The organism is Neobacillus niacini NBRC 15566, assembly GCF_001591505.1.
Taxonomy (GTDB): Bacteria; Bacillota; Bacilli; order Bacillales; family Cytobacillaceae; genus Neobacillus; species Neobacillus niacini.
The window spans coordinates 38,064-60,420 of record NZ_BCVA01000015.1 but is presented as its reverse complement, the minus strand read 5'-3'; the positions used below and the strand labels follow the sequence as shown (position 1 = coordinate 60,420).

At 40.2% G+C, this 22,357-nt stretch carries 16 protein-coding genes; 1 reads left to right on the top strand and 15 read right to left on the bottom strand.

Going from position 1 to position 22,357, the window contains the following annotated elements; all coding sequences use genetic code 11:
* On the top strand, positions 1-1,122 hold the full coding sequence (locus tag BANA01_RS13545) for an ABC transporter permease (protein ID WP_235847138.1): 1,122 nt from the start codon (positions 1-3) through the stop codon (positions 1,120-1,122).
* Positions 1,123-1,769: 647 nt separating this feature from the next.
* On the opposite strand, the gene BANA01_RS13540 is transcribed toward BANA01_RS13545, so the two are convergent.
* From BANA01_RS13540 to BANA01_RS13470, 15 genes are all read right to left on the bottom strand, one after another.
* Positions 1,770-2,648, bottom strand: coding sequence for a sugar phosphate isomerase/epimerase family protein (locus tag BANA01_RS13540; RefSeq protein ID WP_034673836.1), 879 nt, complete (start codon positions 2,646-2,648; stop codon positions 1,770-1,772).
* 46 nt (positions 2,649-2,694) lie between these two features.
* Positions 2,695-3,774, bottom strand: coding sequence for a Gfo/Idh/MocA family protein (locus tag BANA01_RS13535; RefSeq protein WP_034673834.1), 1,080 nt, complete (start codon positions 3,772-3,774; stop codon positions 2,695-2,697).
* A 51-nt stretch (positions 3,775-3,825) separates the two neighbouring features.
* Positions 3,826-4,680: a sugar phosphate isomerase/epimerase family protein gene (locus BANA01_RS13530; protein WP_034673831.1), complete on the bottom strand. Its 855-nt coding sequence runs from the start codon at positions 4,678-4,680 to the stop codon at positions 3,826-3,828.
* Position 4,681: 1 nt separating this feature from the next.
* On the bottom strand, positions 4,682-5,683 hold the full coding sequence (locus tag BANA01_RS13525) for a Gfo/Idh/MocA family protein (protein ID WP_034673829.1): 1,002 nt from the start codon (positions 5,681-5,683) through the stop codon (positions 4,682-4,684).
* A gap of 109 nt (positions 5,684-5,792) precedes the next feature.
* A complete protein-coding gene (locus BANA01_RS13520; RefSeq protein WP_034673827.1) occupies positions 5,793-7,031 on the bottom strand; it encodes an alpha-L-fucosidase in 1,239 nt (412 codons plus the stop codon).
* A 147-nt stretch (positions 7,032-7,178) separates the two neighbouring features.
* Positions 7,179-10,388: a beta-galactosidase subunit alpha gene (gene ebgA, locus BANA01_RS13515; RefSeq protein WP_034673825.1), complete on the bottom strand. Its 3,210-nt coding sequence runs from the start codon at positions 10,386-10,388 to the stop codon at positions 7,179-7,181.
* Between the two features lie 254 nt (positions 10,389-10,642).
* Complete coding sequence (locus tag BANA01_RS13510; protein ID WP_034673823.1) at positions 10,643-12,094, bottom strand: arylsulfatase; 1,452 nt, start codon at positions 12,092-12,094, stop codon at positions 10,643-10,645.
* A 14-nt stretch (positions 12,095-12,108) separates the two neighbouring features.
* On the bottom strand, positions 12,109-12,990 hold the full coding sequence (locus tag BANA01_RS13505) for a carbohydrate ABC transporter permease (protein ID WP_034673821.1): 882 nt from the start codon (positions 12,988-12,990) through the stop codon (positions 12,109-12,111).
* Between the two features lie 20 nt (positions 12,991-13,010).
* Positions 13,011-13,985 (bottom strand): carbohydrate ABC transporter permease, encoded by a 975-nt coding sequence (locus BANA01_RS13500; protein ID WP_034673819.1) that lies wholly within the window; start codon positions 13,983-13,985, stop codon positions 13,011-13,013.
* Positions 13,986-14,044: 59 nt separating this feature from the next.
* A complete protein-coding gene (locus tag BANA01_RS13495) occupies positions 14,045-15,502 on the bottom strand; it encodes an ABC transporter substrate-binding protein (RefSeq protein ID WP_063253505.1) in 1,458 nt (485 codons plus the stop codon).
* A 106-nt stretch (positions 15,503-15,608) separates the two neighbouring features.
* On the bottom strand, positions 15,609-16,352 hold the full coding sequence (locus BANA01_RS13490; RefSeq protein ID WP_063253504.1) for a response regulator transcription factor: 744 nt from the start codon (positions 16,350-16,352) through the stop codon (positions 15,609-15,611).
* 11 nt (positions 16,353-16,363) lie between these two features.
* Positions 16,364-18,211 (bottom strand): sensor histidine kinase, encoded by a 1,848-nt coding sequence (locus BANA01_RS13485; RefSeq protein WP_063253503.1) that lies wholly within the window; start codon positions 18,209-18,211, stop codon positions 16,364-16,366.
* A gap of 160 nt (positions 18,212-18,371) precedes the next feature.
* The gene (locus tag BANA01_RS13480) at positions 18,372-18,824 is read right to left on the bottom strand and encodes a NanQ anomerase/TabA/YiaL family protein (RefSeq protein ID WP_063253502.1); all 453 of its coding nucleotides are present in this window, start codon (positions 18,822-18,824) and stop codon (positions 18,372-18,374) included.
* 39 nt (positions 18,825-18,863) lie between these two features.
* The gene (locus tag BANA01_RS13475; RefSeq protein WP_063253501.1) at positions 18,864-20,609 is read right to left on the bottom strand and encodes a glycoside hydrolase family 35 protein; all 1,746 of its coding nucleotides are present in this window, start codon (positions 20,607-20,609) and stop codon (positions 18,864-18,866) included.
* 1 nt (position 20,610) lies between these two features.
* Entirely contained in the window at positions 20,611-22,290 is a 1,680-nt protein-coding gene (locus BANA01_RS13470) for a DUF4091 domain-containing protein (protein WP_063253500.1), read from the bottom strand.
* Between the last annotated feature and the right edge of the window lie 67 nt (positions 22,291-22,357).

Genomic DNA, 22,357 nt, shown 5'->3' with positions numbered 1-22,357 from the left:
TTGAACAATTTCAATCAATTTAAAAAAATGTTCGCTGCGCAATTAAAATTAACCCTTCGCGAAAAACAAGCATGGTTTTGGGGGATCTTTTTCCCCGTCATTCTAATGGTCATCTTCATGGTTATTTTTAGCGGCAGCTCTGATGATGAATTTCAGTCTGAAATAGCCATTGTAGCAGATAATCCAAATCCTGCTTCAGAAATGCTGTTAACCCAGATTAATCAACTTCCTATTCTGGATGTTAAATCGGGCGAACCGGTTAGTCGCAGCACTGCCGAGCAATGGGTGAAAGACCAAGAAGTGGATGCGGCCATCGTCTTGCCTGAATCCGCAGAAGACACCTCCTTCGTACTGGTCGTAAACAAAGAAGATGAACAAGGGGTAACAACCCAAGCCCTATCAGCGATTCTTGATAAAATTGTTCAGCAGGCAAACCTGTCGGCGGTTGGTGCAACCCCGACCTATGACATTCAATTTGAATCGGTTACGGCTAGTACAAATGAATTGGACTATACAGATTTTCTGTTAACCGGGATGATTGCCCTGTCGATTGCCCAGGGCGGTATGTTTGGTATGGTTGATTTAGTGGAAATGCGCCGCAAAGGATTGATCAAAAGGCTGCGGATGACACCCGCAAAAATGGGGATTTTCGGTCTAAGTGATATGGTGATGCGGCTGTTATTCAGTATTATTCAGATTCTGTTATTGTCACTCATTGGGGTTTTTATTTTTGGGGCAAACCTCTACATCAATTTTTTCAGCCTGACGATCATCTTTTTAATAGGAGCACTTTCCTTTAATGCATTAGGTTACTTTATTTCTTCTTTTAGCAGTACACAAAATGCTTATATGGGAGTAGCAAACATTGTCAGCTTCCTCATGATGTTTTTAAGCGGTGTGTTCTTTCCGATTGAAACAATGCCGGATTGGCTGCAGCCAGTATCCAATATCCTGCCGCTCACCTATTTTGCAGAAGGCTTGCGTGATAGTATGGTCTATGAGACAGGTGTGCTTTCGGGGACACTATGGTTTGGGATTGGAGTATTAGTTATCTGGGGAGTTATTACCTTTTTACTTGGGTCTTGGCTGTATAAAAGAAAATCGATCGTTGCTGCTAGGTGATGGATTGGAAAAAGGAAGGGGATACCCTTCCTCAAATTGTCGAGAAAGTGGATTTGTCTCGGCGTCTTTTTATTTTTCCTGAGTCTGAACTATCGATTTTTATTAAATATTGTACGTGCTGTTTAAGGACAAATCGTTCGCTCCTACTGCGGATTTGTCCTCAGGCTAGGGTCTTGAGGACAAATCGTTCGCTTCTACTGCGGGATTTGTCCTCAAGCTAGGGTCTTGGGGACAAATCGTTTGCTCCGCCAGCGGGATTTGTCCTCAAGCTAGGGTCTTGGGGACAAATCGTTCGCTCCGACTGCGGGATTTGTCCTCAATCTAGGGTCTTGGGGACAAATCGTTCGCTTCGACTGCGGGATTTGTCCTCAATCTAGGGTCTTGGGGACAAATCGTTCGCTCCTACTGCGGGATTTGTCCTCAATCCAAGGTCTTGAGGACAAATCGTTCGCTCCGACAACGGGATTTGTCCTCAATTCTAGGGTCTTGAAGACAAATCGTACGCTCCACTAGAATGATTCGTCCTCAATCCAGAGTCTGAGGACAAATCGTACGCATCTATATAAGAAAACAGCAGCGCAAAAGTGTCTGTCGAGGACTTTTCCGACAGCCTGAGGAAGGGAATTCCCTTCCTTTTTTAATGTCTATTATTTAAATCTCCGGATAAAGGTAATCGCCTCACGAATATCATGAACGGGATTCGTCCCTACTTCTCTCTCAATCGTTAAGTAGCCTTGATAACCAATCTCCTGAAGGGCAGCGAAATAGCTTGGGAAGTTAACCTTTCCCTCGCCTAACGGAAGCTCGCGGAAATATTCTCCTTCGGTTACCATCTTGGAAATTTGCTCATGGTCCACTCCGCCGCCATAACCGAGTGCGCCATAAACATCACGCGGGTCTACAGGTTTATTCCTAACCCCGTCCTTTACATGAGTATGAACGATATAATCCTTCAAAAGCTTAACCCCCTCAACAGGATCATCCCCGGTTACCATGACCATATTCGCTGGATCAAAGTTGACGGAAACACCATTGGTGCTAAGAGTATCCAAAAATGTCTTCAGTCGTAAGGACGTTTCCGGACCTGTTTCAATCGCAAAATAAGCATATAAGCTTTTGGCATATACGCCTAATTCCTCACAGGCCTTTTGCATCGATTCATATACATGAGAGGCAGGATCCTCCGGGATAATTCCAATATGGGTAGTAACAATATTGGTTCCTAATTCAACAGCCAAATCTAGGATTCTCTTTGATTTCTCAATTTTTTGCGGATTCATTTCGCTATCTTGAAATCCGTGTCCCCCGAGGTCGCCGCAAAGTGCCGATATTTCTAACCCTAATGAAGAGATATAGTCTTTTAAATCACGTCGCGCAGCAGCAGTTAAATTTTCCGGGGCCATCTCCCCATCAACAGCATAAATTTGAACGCCATCCGCGCCCATCTCCTTTGCCAGTTTTAGACCTTCACGTACTGGCACCCGAAGACTATCAACAATAATTCCAATTTTGTTTGCTAACTTCATGAACCATTCACCTCATCCCAAAATTAATTCCTTTTCGACGAAACCTCTATATGGTCACATTTGATCGATCAAATGTGATTTCCTTACCTGTTTCACTAGACTCATAGATACCGCATAATATTTTCATCAATTCCACACCATCTTCGACTGGACTAATGGGTTGCTCTTCCCCTTGGCAGCATGCAATGAAATGATTAATTTCATTTTGGAAGGCTTGATTAAAATCAAAGGTCAAGGAATCAATTTGCGGCTGTGCATTTAAGATCGTATTATTCTTTTCTGTTACAATAACGAGTTCTGGTTCAATCTCCGCCCCGCCTTTATCACCAAAGATCTTAATCGACGTTTCATCCTTCTTAAGGTGAAGGGTAAAGCTGACATCGATCATTAAGGAAGCGCCATTTTCAAAACGAATTAGGGCATTCGCTAGGTCTTCCACTTTATTGATACTAGGGTCATAATCTGCTGCTTGATAAAAAGAAAGGTTTTTAATGTTCGCTCGATTTCCAAGCTTTGAATAAGTATTGCCACTTATAGATTTCACTTTTGGTTTCCCCATTAAATACCAGCATAAATCTATGATATGAACTCCTATATCGATAAGAGGCCCGCCGCCTGATCTTTCCTTGTCAGCAAACCAGCCGCCAGGGTTTCCTAACCGTCTTAAAATTGAGGCTTTTGCATAATAGATGTCGCCAAGATCACCAGAATCAATAAAAGATTTCAAAACATTTGTATTCGTTCCAAATCTGCGGACAAAACCTACCTGCAGGATTTTGCCGCTCATCTTAACTGCTTCTTGTACCCTTAGTGCTTCTTCCACTGTTTTACATAGTGGTTTTTCAACTAAAACATGCTTGCCTGCATTCAAGGCAGCAATCGCAATTTCTGCATGTGAATTATTCCATGTACAAATGCTCAGGGCATCAATTTGAGGGTCCTTTACTAAGTCTTCATAGTTGTTATAAACCACTTCGGCATTGTATTTATTCTTCTTTTCCTCTGCGCGCTGCTTATTAAGATCACAAATAGTATAAATTTCCGTCTTTTCATTATTAGCATAAGACTGAAAATGCATATCTGAAATTGAACCGGCCCCGATTACACCCACTTTTAATTTACCCATATTTTCATCCTCCTCGATCAAAGACTTATTTAAGGTGATACATGATTCTGACTAAACAGCTTCCCAAATCCCTCTTACATTTTCCAAACTAATTTTTGCGGCTTTTTTACATTCTTCCATTCCTTCAAATTCGATAGAAATATAGCCATCATAGCCTGATTGTTTAATAATCTTTAAGACTTCTGGCAAATTGATATCACCATGCCCTGTAATCGCACCCCTTAAGTACTTGCCTGAGCTTGATGGGAACCAGCCCTCTCCCAGACCAAGTGAAGAAGATCTTTGGTAAAAATCTTTAACATGAACCATTGATGCGTACGATATATTTTTCTTAACAGCCGCTACTGGGTCTTCGTCAACACATAGGAAATTCCCAGTATCTAACGTAGTCTTAAAGTTTTCCTTATCGACCGCATGTATCAGGCGCTGCACCCGGTCACTTGCCTGAACATAGTACCCGTGATTCTCAACGCTTGTTACAATATCAAATTGTGCAGCATAATCAGCAATGATTCTGCAGGCTTCGGTCATTTTTGGCAGATCCTTTTCAAAATCACGAATCGAGATTTCGTTTGGAGACTTCCAAGCAACATCATGCCTCATCAGCTTTACACCGAGGCGATGAGCGATATCGACTTCCTGTTTTACCCGCTCGATTTCTTTTTCAAAATCGTCAGTCAAGAAATTAGCACCGATAGCGTAATTCGAGATTTCGATACCTGCTGCTTCTGCTTTTTGGCGGACTGCGTCGGCTAATGGCAAATTATCCGCCAAACTAAACCCAATCGGAACAATTTCCACATGCTCCCCGCCTTGATCTGCGACCCATTGAACAACATCTAAAATCGTCATTTCCTTCGAATTGATAGCCCCTTGTAAACTGTATGAACTAATACCCAATTTCATCTCATTTAACCTCCCAGGTTATCTTAGGACTTGTAATAGAAGAAACTTTCACCGGAAGTCCTTTTTCATGCGATTGATTGGCGGCTAATGTGACTGCAAGCGTCTTTAAGCCATCCTCAAACGAGGATAAAAGTAAATTCTGATCACCTTTTACAATAGCTTCAATAAACATCCGGTCTTGTTCCTCGTAAAAGTCGACCTCGGACTTGAAGCTAATTGTTGAATCTTTTTCGATAATAGTCAGATTTCCTCCATCGATGACAACCCGAAAATCTTCTCCCATAACTTCCATTCCGGTCCGGTGGTCAAATTGAGCAAAGGTGCTGTCGATATGGCCAACCGCTCCTGAATCATAGACGAAATTCATAGAGGTTACATCTGGTATCGTAATGTTAGGAACATCAGAATGAACCTGCAGACTCATATTGGCATAGACCTGCTTTATCTCCCCGCCTAGGTATCTGGCGAGGTCAACGATATGGGTTGATTGCTCAACTAGCTGACCGCCAGATTTCTCCCATTCGCGGTACCAAGGCGTAGTAACAAACGATGATAAATAATGACCTCGGACCATAGCTGGTTTTTTATCAAGCAAATATTCCTTAGCCCTTGCTACTGTGTCTAAGTAGCGTAAGCAATAGCCGACCCCACATATGATTCCTGATTGTTTAATAATTTCTGCTTTTTTAGCTGTCTTTTGATAGTCGAGACCCAATGGTTTTTCGACCATTAAGTGAATTCCTTTTCGTGCTGCCTTTTCTTCAATGTCCCCGTGAGCAAAGGGCGGTACCGAAATAAATAACGCGTCTACCGGCTCTTTTTCAAGCATTTCATCCACCTTCGTGTAAGCAGCCCCGCCATATTCCTGCGCTTTTAGCAAAGCTGTTTTCTCATGAATATCACAAAATGCGGTTACCTGTGCCATTTCATTTTTACTGATATGCTGCAGGTGAACATTGGCAATTCCGCCTGCCCCGACAAATCCTACTCTTACCTTTTTCAAAGGTCCGCCCCCTCTTAAAAATCATGACAAAATGTGGCCTGTATCTCTTACAAACATGCTGCTAATATTCTCTAACTATGCTTGAGGCAATTTAAGCTTTACTGATCTTTTACTCTTCTGAATCGTAACAGGAGAACTCTCCTAATATAGGATTTTCTACCGATTCTAGTATGTTAAGTTTTAATTTTTGAGCCGTTACAGGAGTTATTTGTTTAATAAACCGATGACCAATGGCAGAACCCGCTGCAATTGTGACCCACTTTTCATCAAAATAAGCTTCTATTTCAAATTTCCTGACACGTTCCCCCCATGCAATATCTTCCATTAATAGGATATGATCGATGGACGTTTCTTTCTCTAACTCTAAGACTAGTTCATTTCCACTCCCTGATATCCTTCCTAGTGGATTGGAAAATCTTCTTTTTATTTCACTGCCAAATTCTAATAGTCTTTTCGCATCGGCTTCAGGAATCAATCCCCGGTCATCAGGGGAAACATTTAACAATAAATTGGTCCCATGTCCTACTGACTGATAGTAGATTTGCATTAACTCATCCAATGATAGTAAACTATCTTCATCGTTAGGGTGCCAAAACCAATGGCTTTTTCGAATCGGAACATCGCATTCTGCCGGGAGCCATTCTGGTGTCCCTGGCAGCCATGCTACTTTCTCATTAGAAAACATACTGATTCTTGCTGCACTTTCTGTATTCCACGAAGGATATGGTGCCACCCCCTCTTCGTTACCCACCCATCTAATGGTTGGCTGCCCCATATTAAAGATCATCGCATTCGGTTGATATTGCTTTACAATCCCAATAATTCTTTCCCAGTTATATTTTCTTCCTTCTGATCCTGCTCCATCAAACCAAACTTCTATTAATGGACCATACTGTGTCATCAACTCTGTCAGCTGCTGACAATAAAAATCATCATAGGCCTCAATATCCGAATAACAAGGTTCATGCCGGTCCCATGGTGAAAGGTAGACGCCAAAGTGCATACCTTCCTTTTGACAGGCCTCTGCACATTCACGTACGATATCACCTTTTCCGTCCTTCCAAGGACTAGATTTTACTGAATAATCCGTAGTCGCAGTTGGCCAAAGGCAAAAACCATCATGGTGTTTTGCTGTTAATATAAAGTAGTTAAATCCTGCATCCTTGGCAAGCTTGACCCATTGTCCTGCATCTAATTCCTTTGGATTAAACAATTGCGGGGAATCTTTGCCTTCCCCCCATTCTTGATCGCAAAAGGTATTGATTCCAAAGTGACAAAAAACTCCTAGGTCTAAATTCTGCCAAGCAACTTGATCCTCGGTAGGCAGCGCAAGTTTAACTTTTTCCAATTTATCCACCTCTTTTAAATGTTGGAGAATTCCATTTATGCTGTTTTCCTTAATAAAATGAATAAATAACTTAGTAAAAAAGCGTAAGTTGCAGCAACTTACGCTTTATTTACTATAAAAACATTCTTTCACTTACAGTTTGTTCCTCTATACTACAGGAATACAGCTTTCCTTCTTCCTATACTTTGCGCGTAACGACTTGCTAATTTCCACTTGCGAATTCTCGTCAATGGAAAATGGCATAAATTGAACAGCAAATTGGAACTCTTGATGTTTTAAGCGGTATGGTTCCGTCACATCTGGTCCGCAGCTGGCAGATCCAAGACCATGCTGCTGATGATCAAGGTTCAATGTAATAAAATCCTGCTTGATTAAATCATACGTATGTTGTGCTTGATCCATGTTTTCCGTTGTATAGTAGTGGGCACTGAAATCAAGCATTGGCTCACCTGCTGCCACAAAGCCTATGCCGCCCGCATTCGTTAACGATACCCAGCGTACCTCATGGCGATTGCCATTTTCCTGTGGAAAAATATATGGAGTGTATAGCTCTTCCACTTTTTTAGCATAAACGCCTACGCGATTAGCCTCTCTGCTGTCGCTATAGGCTTCGCCCGGTCCTCGTCCATACCAGGACACAGCATCTAAAGCAACCGGCAGCTTCATTTGCAAGCCAAGACGCGGGTAGGTTTCCGGTCCTTTTCCTTCAGGGCTGCCTTTTACATCGATTGATAGCTCACCATTGCTATGAATCGTATACGTATAGGTGACGTTAATTCCCCAAGCTAAAATTGGCGGGGCAATCCGAACGCTGGAAGTGATGACAACCTTATCGCCCGCTGTTTGCTGCCACTCGACGCTATTGACACGGTGTTGAAGCCAATGTAAGCCATATCGCTTCCAGTCAGCAGCTGAACGGTGATCATTATCAATTAAAGCACGCCATAATTGAAGCTTTGGTCCTTCTTCCAATAGATTAACTCCTCGATAAGACCAAGAATTCAGTTTTCCATAAACAAGATCGAACTCCACCTGAAACTCTTCCCCTTGAACCAGCAGCTTGTTATTCCATTCCTGACAATCTAGGTTCTGATGAAGAGAGTCAGCCACTTCCCTTTCAACACTGCTTGTGACAGGCAGTTCAAACTGCGCCCAAGCAATCTCATGCCCTGTTTTTGCCCATAGTGTATCAGCACCCAACGTAAATTGGAGGTTTAACCAATAATCCGTATCCGGCTGGATCAGCTCTGGAAGCTTATAAGGAATTGTCAGTGTCATCGTTTCGCCTGGTGCCACATCAGGAGCTGGCCTCACGCCTTGATCAATTATCTTGCCATCTGCCTCAATCGACCACGACAAGTTCAAATGAGCTAAGGAAATAAAATCATAACGGTTCCTGATCTGCACATTTCCAGTTTTCAAATCAACAGCTTCTACATGAACAGGTTCAATGACTTTTTTAAATTCAATTAACCCTGGAGATGGTGTTCGATCAGGCATTACAAGTCCGTCAACGACAAAATTATAATCATTTGGCTTATCACCGAAATCGCCGCCGTAAGCGTAGTATTCCTCGCCTTCTTCGGTAAATTGGCGGATTCCATGGTCACACCATTCCCAGACAAAACCACCTTGTAAACGTTTGTATTGGTAAAATAGGTCCCAATACTCTTTAATGCCGCCAGGACCGTTCCCCATCGCATGAATATATTCACATAAAATATGAGGCTTGTTTAAATCCGTTCTTTGCCCTAATTGTTCCATTATTTCAATCGATGTGTACATTGTGGTATGCACATCGGAAACGGCAGGATCTCTTTTTGGATTATCGTCGTCTTGCATCATTATGCTTCTAACTTCACCTTCATAGTGAACAAGGCGTGTCGGGTCATTTTCTTTGATCCATTTGCCCATTGCTTCATGGTTACATCCAAATCCTGATTCATTTCCTAATGACCACATGATAACCGAAGGGTGGTTCTTATCGCGTGCGACCATCCGTTTGGCTCGATCAATATACGCCTCTTCCCACTCTGGGTCATCACTTAACTTGCCTCGATCACTATTCGCCTTTACCCAATCAGGATTATTACCAAGTAAAGCATTTCCGGAATGTTCAAAGCCATGGGTTTCTAAGTCCGCTTCATCGATGACATAAAGACCATATACATCACAAAGGTCATAGAATCTCGGATCATTTGGATAATGGGCTGTCCTGACCGCATTGATATTATGCTGTTTCATCAGAATGACATCCTTCTCCATTGCTTCGAGTGGCACGGCCCGTCCTAGATCTGGATGAGAGTCATGACGATTGACACCCTTGAATTTAATGGCTTCACCATTTATTAGTAAAACACCATCCTTCAATTCGATTGAACGGAATCCTGTTTTATTAGGAATTACCTCAATACGATTTCCGGCAGCATCCTTTAATGCAATCAATAAATGGTACAAATACGGATGTTCGGCAGACCACTTTTCAGGGTTCTCTACGGGAATGTCGATGTTAACACTGATTAATTGATTGCTCGGGAGATGTACCTCCTGTGAATTTCCTGTCACAAAAGCCCCGTCTTGATTAAGAAGCCGATATTCAAGCTGGTAATTTTCAACTACTTGGCTGGTGCCATTTTCAATGACCGTATTAATGGAAAGAGTCGCATGTTGATACTGCTCATCAAGGTTGGTGGTAACGAAAAAGTCTTGAATATGAACCCTTGGCTTTGCTACTAAATACACATCTCTAAAGATTCCGCTTAACCACCACATATCCTGATCTTCTAGGTAGGTGCCATCCGACCATTGATAGACTCTAACGGCTAACGTATTTTCTCCCTCATGGATATAAGGGGTGATATCAAATTCAGCTGGAATCCGGCTGCCTTGGCTATAGCCGACCTCTTGGCCATTGACCCACACATGGAACGCACTGTCTACACCCTCAAAATGTAAGATGATTTTTTCCTGCAGCCATAGAGCAGGGATATAAAAATTCCTGCGATAGGAGCCCGTTGGGTTCTCTGTCGGTACATACGGCGGATTTACCGAGAATGGGTACACAACATTGGTATAATGCGGCTTTCCATATCCATTCAACTGCCAATGGGAAGGAACGACAAGCTCATCCCAGTCACTCACATCAAAATAATCTTGATAAAAATTCTCGGGAGCGAGGGCTGGATTTTCTGCATAATGAAACTTCCATTTTCCATTTAATAGTTTAAATCCTTGGGAATTTCCTCTATCATATGTCAGAGCAGAACTTTCGTCGGAAAACGATAGAAAGTAAGCCCGTTCTGGCAATCTTCCTTTTTGTAGTACCGTAATGTTTTCCCAATCATTTTTCTTAGTCATTCAGAATACCTCCAAAAAGTTTCTGTTTTTTGAATTATGGTATTTTCTCAGGCTCACACCTTTTGAAAACCCTTACACCTACTCCTCCAAAGAATAGCATCATATTCCGTTAGATTTATTGGAATTTCGGACTTTATTAAAATATTTCTATTACTCACTAAAAATGTCTTATTATTTTATATTGTTCCCGATAATACGGTATCCTTTATAAATGGAAAACTTAATAATAGATAATAGAACTCGGGCGAGTTCTATTATTTATTATCATTATTCAACACTGCCTCCGGCTGACAGCCAATAATCAGCTGTGTTCCATCGCTGTATCCTTCTTCTCTTCCTTTTAGTTCTTGCATGAGAATATCTCTTAAGTATGCTGCCTTCTCTGAATACCTATGGTCTTGACTTAAGTTATGAATCTCTTTCGGGTCATTTGCTAGATCAAAATACTGTTCTACACCTGTTTGTGAATACCAAATATATTTCTCCTTACCGTTTACGATATAATGATGGGATAAATCACCAAATGCATGCTCCCCATGAAGGTAAGGTCTCCATTCTGTTTCCATACCTCTTGCAAGCGGAATAACACTTTTCCCCTCTACCGTTTCAGGTACCGGAGCCTCGGCTGCCTCTAATAAAGTCGGCATAATATCGCGCAGTTCAATGATGTTGTCACAGGTTGTGCCCTTTTGGATCCCAAGCTGATTTCCAGGGTCAGAAAGGATAAAAGGTATTTTCGCACTGCCTTCATAAGCCAGAGATTTCGCCAGAAAATGATGATCCCCCAACAGTTCCCCATGGTCAGAGACAAATAAAATGACTGTATTCTGATAAACCTGATATTCAATCATTGCCTGAATAAAACGGCCAATTTGATCATCCAGATGGGCAATTAATGCATAGTAAGCGGCCCGAGCACGTTTAAGGCGCTGTTTCGGAACCACACCTCTTCTTGTAGTGGGTAGCAGTCCTAATCCCGCCTCATCTTCAGCTGCCCATGTTCCAATCACTGGTTCATCTATTTCTTTACTCATATAGTAATCAAAATAGGCTGGGGGCGGATCGAACGGTGGATGCGGGCGGACAAATGACATTTTTAAGAAAAATGGTTTTCTTGGGTCCCTGCGTCTCAAGAAGTCAATCGATTGGGTAACAACCCAGTTCGTTGGATGAAACTCTTCCGGCAAATGCCAAGGACGGCTCATCGCAGAAGCATTACAATCCAAACCAATATCCGTTAAATCGCGATGACCGCCAAGCCGCTCTCTAAGCCAAGGTAAATAGTCATCTGTTTGTTCAAACGACTCTTGGTATGGCGTGTTTTTAAAACGATTATGATGCAAATAGCCGTCATGTAAAATGACATTGTGAAAACCACATAAATTTCTGGATGGATACACATGCATTTTCCCTACGCATTGAGTATGGTAACCGGCACGGCTCATTTCTTCCGGCAACATATGCGGGTAATCCCAAGGCACTCGGTCCTGATACCCCACCCGTCCAGTTGACACTTGCGACATACCTGTTAATACTGCTGCACGGGCTGGGACACATGTCGGCGTTGCAGAGTAAGCATTCCCAAATGTGACACCCTCCGCTGCCAGCTGGTCAAGATTTGGCGTTTCAACAATTGGATGACCGGCAGAACTTAAACAATCAAATCTCATTTGATCGACCATGATCAATAAAACATTTGGCTTCATTTTTCTCCTCCACCTTAACCTTTAACTGAACCTGCAATTCCATCGACAAAATACTTTTGGAAAATGAGGAAAATAACAACAATCGGAATAAATGATATCGTTGCTCCGGCGGCCATTGCAGCTAAATCACTGCTGTTGTCTTCAACAAAAGAATACATACCTACCCCCAGCGTTCTTAAATCAGGGCGATGGATAGTGAAGACAAGCGGGACAAAGAAACTATTCCAACTATTGATAAACTGTAAAATAAATGTAGTTGCAATAACTGGTTTAGCTAATGGAAGCATAATCGTAAAAAATGTTCTTACAAAGCCAGCTCCATCAATCTGACTAGCTTCTTCCAACTCCTTTGGTATTCTAGAGAAAAATGCTGTAAATAGCAGTATATAAAGTACATGAGTACCCCCTGCTTCAGCTAATACAAGACCAGCCATTGATTTACCAAGTCCTAAAGCATTTATTAATTGCCATAAGGGGATAATCGTATATCCTGCTGGAATAAACATGGTGGCGATAATCGCACCCATAATTAAAAATTTACCTGGAAAATCGTATCGGCCTAATACATATCCTGTTAAAGCACAAAGGGTAATAACAATGATGACAACCGCGAAAGTAAATAAAAGTGTATTAATAAAATATTGACTGAAATTCGCTATATACCAAGCTCGGCTATAATTATCAAATTGCAATATTTCCTCAAGTTGGCCCCAATTGGATGGCAGGAGAAAACTCCACTCAAACTTATCAGGGAATAACTTTACACTGCCGCTAAACATTTCTCGATTTGTTTTTAATGAAGAACTAACTGTCCAAATTAATGGATAAACCCATGCAAGAGTTAACACTAGAAAAACAAAATGAAACAAAAACCGAATGAGTTTTCTTCGTTTCATAACATTTACCTCCATTACGCTCAGTAGCGATTTTTCCCATATTTACGCACTAGAGCACCAAGTATTAGGGTAATAACCATCGTTGCCATCCCATAAACAATCCCCGCAGCTGAAGCAAACCCCATTCTTGGCAGCCCTCCATCCATTTCAAAAGCATAACGATAAATATATAAGGGTACCATATCTGTGCCAAATAAAGGCCCGCCATTTGTAAAGGTTTTGACTAAATCGAACACATTAAAGGCCCAAACGGTTTGGAAAAAAGTGATGACAATAAGAAATGGAATAAGAAGAGGAACGGTGATATACACAAATTGTTGAATAAGATTGGCCCCATCAATTTTAGCTGCCTCATAGATATCCTTTGGCAGGGTTTGTAATCCCGCTAACCAATAAATTACCTTAATTCCAAATCCCTTCCAAACACCGACGATCACGACGGAGGTCATCGCCAGGTTAGGTCCTCCCAGCCAATTAATAGGATCGTCGATGATATTCATTGAAAGAAGAATTTCATTCATAAATCCACCCTCAAAAGCAAACATATTCTGCATAATAATACCGACAATCGACATCGTTAAAACAACCGGAAGAAAAAATAAGGTTCTAAAAAATGCAGCACCATAAAGCTTGGGACTATTTAAAATGAGGGCAACAATTAAACTAGTTGGGACAACAATAATGACTAGGAAAAAGGTATAAACAAAACTATTCTTAAATGCATTCCAAAAATAGGAATCTTTTAAAACCTCGACAAAGTTTTCCCAGCCGACAATTTCTGTTGGCCATCCTATTCCGTTCCAATTAAAAAATGCAAAATAATAGCTTCCAATAATTGGCCATAGAGTAAAAGTAAGGTACAAAATAATCTGAGGTGCTAAAAACAAGTAACACCACATATAATGCTTCCGTTTCAATCCACTTTTTTTCCTCGTTTTTCGTTCTAGTTCATTTGATACAAGCTTTTGTTCCGAAATAGTAGATTTTGAAATCATAGTGCCTCCCCCTAAATGCCCCTCCAAAAAATTATTTGGAGGAGCACAGATTTTAGTAACTATTGATTATAATTCGATTTACCATCGAAATTAGGGAATGTTAAATCATCTCTTGATACATCTTGTCCTTCTGCTGCGGCCTTTTTGATTGCCTCATCCAGACGTGTATTTAATGCGTCATTTAATTTTGTTAATTCTTTTTTCCAGTCTTTCATTTCTCCAATATACGCACCGATGATAATATCATTTAATTGCAGCCTTGGAGGAGCCATGGTTTTTTCGATTTTTTTAGCTTCAAATGCACCTGGATTACTTTCATAAACCGGACGATACACGACAGTGTCTTCCAAGATTTGAGCCATTTTCTTTAATTGCTCACTTGAATAATTGCTTTCATCTTGAATTAAATCTGGATGTGGCGGAAGCAATAAATCCTTCTTCATTTGACCAACATAATAGTCTTCCTTGGAAGTTAGCCACTTTAACAACTCTGCAGCTTCTTTTGGATGTTTGGTTGATTTTGTTAAATAGGCGTCATAGGTTCCAGGGACAACTCCCTGATACAAACGATCTCCTTCTTTTAAGACTGGAATTTCTGCCACGTTATAGTCTTCTACTCCACCCAGTTCATGCTGATTTACACGAACAATCCATTGTGCATTAAATCCAAAGGCAGCCTGCTTGTTCGCAAACAATCCCTGATAATCTAGTAATCCTAACGTAGGTGAGTTGGGGTGCACGATTCCTGCATCTTTCATCTTTAACAAAAATTCTATCGCTTTAACGACATTTTCAGAGTCTAAGTCATATCTTCCTTTTTGAAAATCAAATCCTTCTCCATCCAATGTTGGCTGAAGAGTACGTGCAAGAAGGAGAGTATGTGCGGCTGCACTATCCTTCAATGGGATTGCAAAGCCATAAACACCATCAACCTTTTCTGTTACTTGCTTGCCCATTTCCAATAGCTCGTCCCAATTCTTCGGTGGACTTGCCGGGTCTAAACCTGCTTCTTCCATTAAGTCTGTATGGTAAAGCATGAATGATCCACTCTTTGGACTAATTCTTGGATAGGAGTAAATCTTACCATCAAGCATGTTAACCCCTTCAACAAAAACTTCATTTGGAAAACGATCTTTAATATCAAAATGTGCATCTAACGGCTGCACCCAGCCATTTTGAACTAAGTCACCGATCAGAAAATTTCCTGTAGGCTGAATAATATCAGGCAGTTCGTTAGAGGATGCCAATGCTAAAAATGTATCGTCCCAATTTTTACCGTGTGCATATGTGACTTCTACCTTAATATTTGGATGCTTCTTCATAAATTCCTGGATTCGTTCATATCCGTATTGACCATTTCTAAATTGTCCATGTGCAGAAAATAATTTAATGGTTACTTCCTTCTCTTCACTTTTCCCACTTCCGGCTTCTGTCGAAGAACTCTCATTTTGACAGCCTGCTAGTACTAGCATAAATAAAATCATGATAACACCGAAAATTTTACTTCGCCTCTTCATCTTCCCACCCCTTTTTAGATGTTAACGCTTACAAATAAAATTTTAATGTATTTTTTGAAAAGTAAGAATGTTTCATTTTTTTGCAAATACGTGGGAATTTTTTGCCCTATTTCTCCTGTTCATCTTTTATTTGCCTATATCTTTGTGGTGAAAGTTGAAAATGTTTTTTAAACACTTCGGTAAAATAACGCTGGTCCTCATAACCTAGGATTTTTGCAATCTCTTGAATTTTAATTAAAGGATTATTTAAAAGCTGTTTTGAATATTTCATTCTTTCTTGTGTGACAAACTGAATAAATGACATCCCTGTTTCCTTTTTAAACTTCCTGCTAAGCGCAGATGAATTCATTTGTAAATACTGAGCCAGGTTATCAAGCGTAGCCACTTCAAGGTGGGTTAATATCCAATCCTTCGCCTTGTTCATCATTTGCGAGTCATCAATAGAGTTATTTTGTCCAGCTTGATAGAGGTAATGGGGATTGACCTCTTTTCGAATACGATGAATAAGAGCTTCCAGTTCCTCCATCACAATAGGCTTTTCAAGAAAGTCAAAGGCACCTAGCTGCATAGCACGTTTTGCATAGGCAAAATCCGCATAGCCGCTTACCAATACATATTTTACTGGCTGCTTAATTTCGTGGTTGATATACGCTAAAAACTCAATCCCATTTTCGCCAGGCATTCGAATGTCTGAGAAAATGACATCGGGAACCAACTGGGTCAGCTTTACTTTGGCCTCTCTAGTATTTTCAAAGGAACTAACCACTTTTATATCTTGAAATTTATTGAGTTTACGTTCGAATGACTCTCGGAAAAACTTTTCATCCTCAATAATCATGACTTTAATCATTGGGAACTCCTTTATAATTTTATACGTATTTGAATAGCAGTTTTGTTTTTATCACTATCAATGTGAACCATAGACGACCTGCCATACGTTAAATAAATGCGTCTAATGACATTTTTTAAACCTGAGTCTACCTTAGGAATCAATGAATCTTCTTTTTTATGACTTTGAATAAAATCATTCAATTCCTGTAATTTATCTTGGGACATTCCCACTCCATCATCTCGTACTTCAATGGATAAAAATGGCTCAGTATAAGAAACCTTTAAAAAAATATTCCCTTTTCCTAGTTTTCCTTCTAATCCATGGATGTAGGCATTTTCAACAATAGGCTGAATAAGCAGCCGATTAATTTTTAGAGGGAACAATGGTCGTGGTACATCAAAAATGAAATTGATTTTATCGTTATACCTAAATTTTTGAATTTCCGTAAACACCTTTACGTAGGTAAGTTCTTCTTCTATGGTGACAAAATGTTTTTCATTTGACACCGTATAACGTAAATGTCTGCTTAATAAGTTGACAGCACTTTCTATTCGGTGATTGTCATCAAGTTCAGCCATACTTTGGATACAAGATAGTGTATTGTACAGAAAATGAGGATTTATTTGTGCCTCTAATTGCCGTTTCTCGGCTTCCTTTTGTCTGATTTCAATCTCGCGTTTCTGCAGTTTGATCTTTTGGTTTTGAATTTCAGTCTGCTGACGCTCTAGCTTCTCAATGTATAAATTCTCGGTGACATGGCTAAGTCGATTGACAAGGTTATTATATTGGTCTACTACAGGCTTCATTTCTTTGATTCTAGTGGGTTCTACTTGTGACGAAAAGTCACCGCCTCCTAATCGTTGAAATGCATGGACGAGTTGTTTTAAAGGGTTAAAAGCTTGAAGAAGCAGCCTCCAGCCAATTAAAAAAATAACAAGTGATGAGAATAAGCCTATTCCAATTACAAGGAGAATCATTTTAGAGACAACGGTTTGTGTCACCTCGATCGGTTCTAATCGATAAAATGTCCAGTTTAAAACAGGTGAATACTCGCTGAAAGCATAATAAGAATGGCCGTCTATTTTTACTTTTTGAATAAGATCAGTACTGTTTTCTCTCGAAGGTGACATCAATCGGTAATCAGTATTTGATATATCTGTGCCAATAAGAGTTGAGGAGCGACTATAAACGATCCTTTTATTATCATCTACCACAAGTAGATTGGTATCATTTCTCTGATCAACATTTCTCAGAATCCGAAACATTTTTTCCGCACTAACATCAATCCGAATAACACCCCGCCATTTAATACTTGGCACTTCATATAAGGGTCTTGTTAAAGAAAACACTTGTTCACGATCCAAATTATAATTAGAATCATGAGGACCATCAATAAAAGGTTTCGTCATGAGTCTGCTCTTTTGGATAAAGGGCTCATTTTGAATATTGTAGTTTCGGTTCAATACCGTTCTGGAACTATCATAAATAATTCCACCGTCATCAGTAATAATGTAGATTCCTTTAATTCCCTGCTGCCAGGAAAACAAAAAGGACATATGCTGATTAATGTTGAGAATGTGACGTGGATTTTCATTCCACTCCTCTAATGGGATTTGTAATAAATACTGAAGATCCTGATGTGTCCATAATGAGTTCACAGATACTTCCATACTATTAAAAACACCTTCTATCTGTTGTATCAACGGTTCTAATCCTTCATGGGCATGTTTTATAGCGGTTTCCTGTGTTGATTTTTGGTAAATATAAATAGAATAAGAGCATGTTACAGCAAGAGCAATTAAGATAATTATGATAATAAAAAACATTAAACGATAAGAAATAGCGTATTCTTTTTTATCCTTGCTAAATACTGACATATCGCGATTTCCTTTCTATTAAATACGGCATGGAGTTGTAATTTATGATTTGGGGCATTACGAACAAGAAGGTTTGAATAGCAAGGTTTGTTTTTAAACGACGATTCCAAAAAACGGAAAACCCTGACGTAGACATCAGGGCTGCTGTTGTACAGTTTTACTATAGTTTGACTTTAAAAACAGCTTTTTTGACCTTTTCGTGACCATTGACCATAATTCCAGCCATATGAGCATCTTGCGGGTAGCAAATAATGAAGTCACCTTTTTCAAGCTTTACCTTTGATTGCAGGCTTCCTTCTAAAAAATAAATATCATCCTGCTCATTGTAGTCATCTTTGATTTTCATTCGATCAAATAACTCATACCCGATCCATTCATTACCTTCGACGATGACTTGGATATCGATATATTTTTTGTGTGATTCCCACACACGGTCTTCTATACCTTTTGTTTCATATTCAACTAGATTAAGAAAAAGTTCTTCTCCTTCTATTTCATAGAAGCCTGGCTCCAACTTTTCAAAATCCGTGTTTTGGATATATTCAAAGGCTTTATCGAATTTTTCATTGAGCCCTTTGTAATAATTAAAATTGCTAATATGATTCACGATCATGATGATTACTCCTTTTTGGTCGTAGATTGCTCCCGCAAGTTATCCTAATACAGGCTGGTCCACAAACCTTATACTTTCCTTATGCTCATGTAATTCCAGTACGACAATTTCGTTTTCCCCTTTATGCAAAAACGGAGCTGGTACATAGAGGGTTTGCTGCGGACCGATTTCCCAGTATCGGCCAAGATTATGTCCATTCACAAAGACAACCCCTTTTGTCCATCCTGACATATCGACAAACGTATCTGCCGCTTCATCAATATTCAAAGTCCCCCTGTGAAGATAAGGATGATTTTCTTTTGCCTCATCACTCGTAAACGTTAAGGAACTCACATCCTTTAACGGTAAAGGATACACAGTCCAATCAAATAAAAATTGGTTGCCTAATCGGACTCCTTCTGTAATTCCTTTATGATCCTCGAGGAATGGTCCGTAATTAATCCGTCCCATATTTTCCACGATAATTTGAAGTTTTGTTTCTTGCTCTGAAATATCCACCTCGATACGGGAGCGGCCGCCGATACGCTCAACTAACCCTGCATATTCACCATTCAAATAAATCTGACCGCGGTCATGAACATCTTGAACGGTTATCGTCTGCTTTCCGTAAGCTCCTTTTATCACTGTTTCATAAACGATAAACCCATAAGCCTGCCCATACTCCTCCATCGTTAATGGTGTTTGGCTCGCAACTGGACTAGAGAGTTGATTCAATGAATCTAGTAAGGCAGCACGCTCTGTGAAATAAACCTCACCGTATCGTTTTTTGTTTGTGACAGGAGGCAGTTCCATTTCAGGCAAATCAACGTATTTTTCAAACGTCTTTCTCACCGCAATGAATTTTTCCGTTATATCACCTGATTCTGTCAATAAGCCATCATAATCATAGCTAGTAATCGTTGGCTGATAAACTTCCTCATTATGATTCGCTCCATTATAGAAACCAAAATTCGTTCCGCCATGGGCCATATAAAAGTTGACAGAACCCTTTTCCTGCAGAATACTTTCCAATGTTTCAATAACACTTTCAGATGGTCGAGTGTGGTGCTCCTCGCCCCAATGATCGAACCAGCCATGCCAAAACTCCATACACATGAGCGGAGCATTTTGCTGAAACTTCTTTAATTGTTCAAAAGCGCTTTCTGTGCGGGATCCAAAATTTACGGTTTCGAGAACACCATCAATCATCCCGCCATGAAGCATGCTTGGTGCTGGACCATCGGAAGTAAATAGCAATTCATCATTGATCCGTTTTTTAATGCTATCGCGCATATAATTCAGATATTTTTTGTCATTTCCAAAACTTCCATATTCATTTTCGACTTGGACTGCAATAATCGGACCGCCATTAGAACGAAGCAATGGCTGCAATCGTTCAAATAAGACATTGAAAAACGCGTCCACTTTTTCTAAATACGGTTCATTGTAGCAGCGTAATTTGATATTTGGTACGGTCAAGAGCCAATAAGGAAAGCCCCCGAACTCCCACTCAGCACATATATAAGGACCTGGTCGGACAATGACATGTAGACCAACTTTTTCTGCCGTTTTGATGAAAGTTTCAATATCAGCGATTCCCTCAAAAACAAACTGCCCTTCCTCAGGCTCATGTAAATTCCATGCTACATAGGTTTCTACCGTATTAAACCCACATTCTTTTATTTTTAATAAACGGTCTTCCCAGTATTCTGGCACCGTACGGAAATAATGCATCGCTCCGCTTAATAGCCGGATTTCTTTACCGTCTAATAAAAACGATTGATGATTAAATGATAATGCTGACATCCTACACCTTCTTCCTTGAGCTTAAGTCAGTAGTAAGGGTTATTTCTTTAATCTTGTTATTCATCTGCTCCCTTTTTAACAGGTACCACTCTTGGTCTTGGGGATATTGGTCAAAGGTGATTTCATAATTCAGCCCTTCTTCCAAAAAGGTTAAAACTTGTTCTCTGCCAACGAAGCTTTCCAGCAATTGAAGTGCTCTCAAATCTTGGAGGGCTTCATTTAAAACCTCAAGCCTTATCGATTCGATAGGACCGTCCTCACCGGGATAAACGAGGAAAGCATCTCCGGAAGGGAATGAATAATTGGCGTCTGTATTTTTAAATGGATCAATGGCTTTTTTCGAATGTTGTGAATACCAAAAGTTATATCCCCAATGAAGAAAACCAGCGATGTTATATTTATATAGTTGGATACCTAGAACTCGATTACGGAACGATGGCATCGAGAAAAATCGGTTTGCAACCTTTTGATATTGAGCACAGCAATAATAGGTCCAAAGATTTTCTACTCCATTATCCAAAAAGGGCTGGATATGATCATTGGAAACAATCGGAGTTTGGACGAGTCCTTTTTCATAAAAGGTATAATCAGAAAGTGCGTCAATCACTGGAAAATCCTTTACGTATTCTTGCAGGATGGTGCTGGCTTTTTCATACGATTCAACCTGTGGTAAATGCGGCTCATCCGACACATGGAAAAAACATTGATCTTCTAAATCATTCTGGTTAATAAATTCTAGCAGACTAGGAAGAAATTGTTGAAGAAAACCTCGGTATTCAACGCCTGCAGCATCCGTTTCCCAGCCAAAGAACTTTTTAACCTCTCCATTTTCAATACCCACTATTTTTGGCGCATGCTTTGCTCCCCACTGGGTGAAGAGATGGGAAAGTTCAAAATACTCTATCCCTTGTTTACTGCATAATTCAATCCATCTTTTTAGCTTTTCAAAGTGGAATTGAAACGTTTCACCAGACTTGTCTACATCAACCAGTTGAACGGTCGGACGCTCTCCCCCTACTTCGGTATCTAAAGGCGGGGTAAATAATGGGGTTAAGATCATGTTCATACCATGCTTTGAAGCCGTTTGAACAAATTGCTCAATTCTTCTCCAATGTTCCTCACTAAAGACATCTACTTGGTAATGAGTAGCTAGGCAATCGGTGTGGAACCACTCTGTATGTATTAATTTTTGTTTGGGCAGTTCGGCGGCCATAACCTCTAATTCGAACGCTTGCTTGCCTAGGCATTCCCCATTTTCTTTTTCAAAATTAACTTCAATCGCGTATTTGCCTGGATCACTGTCTCCCTGAAGATCAACAGTAATCCAAACAGAACGCCACTGCTCTGGAAAAGCGATTAGACCCTCCTTGTCATGAATCGGATAAAGCGGATCAGGGTATAATCCCGGTGTTGATCTCAGTATGAGATCATCATGATCGTGATAGCATGGTAATTCGGATGGAACCAGTCCTACGGAACGGACTGTGATTTTATCATGAAAAGCTGAATTTACTTTCACCTTAATATTCTTTACGAGTGTGCTAGATTTATAGGCAATCTGAAAAGAGTACGATTCATTTAAAAGCGTTGAACCTTTGTTAAAGGCCTGATCTTTCAATTCTTGATCAGCAAAAACCTTTGTTAAAGAACTTAAACATCTTGTTACAAATTCTAGTTCCATCAGCCATTGCCTCCTTAATTAATCTAAATTATCTAAATTATACCATCGGAACTTGATGAGTCAACCC